1 protein-coding gene is annotated in these 1,048 nt (G+C 68.5%); it reads left to right on the top strand.

The genetic code is table 11. The features are described from left to right. Positions 1 to 16 precede the first annotated feature (16 nt). A partial coding sequence (locus tag ACLIYP_RS30555; protein WP_412716315.1) for an acyltransferase domain-containing protein occupies positions 17 to 1,048 on the top strand: 1,032 nt, incomplete at its 3' end.

Genomic DNA, 1,048 nt, shown 5'->3' on the forward strand with positions numbered 1-1,048 from the left:
TGTGGCACAGGGGCGGTTGGCGTTTCTGTTCTCGGGGCAGGGCAGCCAGCGGGCCGGGATGGGGCGTGAGCTGTACGCCGTCTTCCCTGTGTTCGCTGCCGCCCTGGATGAGATCTGCGCGCACTTCGATCCTGTGCTGGCACGGCCTCTGCGTGAGGTGATGTTCACCGAGACCGACGAGCAGAAGGTGTTGGACGAAACTGCTTACACCCAGCCCGCGCTGTTCGCACTCGAAGTCGCCCTGTTCCGGCTGCTGGAGTCGTGGGGCATCCGGCCCGATGTCGTCACCGGGCACTCCATCGGCGAGCTGACCGCCGCCCACGCCGCAGGGCTGTGGAGCCTGGCCGACGCGTGCGCTGTCGTGGCCGCACGGGGACGACTCATGCAACAACTGCCGTCCGGTGGAGCCATGGTGGCCGTCGAGGCGCCCGAGGACGAGATCCTGCCGCTGCTGGCCGGACACGAACGGCATGCCTCGGTTGCCGCGGTCAACGGGCCCCGGGCCACCGTCATCAGCGGCACCGGGGAGATAGTCGAGGAGGTCACCGCGCAGCTTGTCGCACGCGGTCATCGCACCCGGCGACTGAAGGTCAGCCACGCCTTCCACTCACCCCTCATGGACCCCATCCTGGAGGACTTCCGGCAGGTACTGGCCAACGTGGAATTCCACACGCCGCAGCTGCCGCTACCCGCCGGTGACGCCGTCCTCGACCCCGAGTACTGGGTCCGGCACATCCGCGACGCCGTCCGCTTCGCCGACCAGATCACCTGGCTCGAGCAGCACGACACCACCCGCTACCTGGAGATCGGCCCCGGCGGTGTCCTCACCGCGATGGCCCAGGACAGCATCACCTGCGCCGACGCCCGCCTCCTCCCCACCCTCCACAAGAACCTCGACGAAACCCACGCCGTCACCCGCACCGCAGCCGAACTCCACGTGTCAGGCATGGAGATCGCGTGGCCAGATGTGCTCGCCGATCTGGGCGTCACGCCTTCGCACCGGGTCGAGCTGCCGACGTACGCGTTCCAGCGCAGCCGGTACTGGCTC

Origin of the sequence: Streptomyces nanhaiensis (genome assembly GCF_046614825.1) — a bacterium.
Taxonomy (GTDB): domain Bacteria; phylum Actinomycetota; class Actinomycetes; order Streptomycetales; family Streptomycetaceae; genus Streptomyces; species Streptomyces radiopugnans.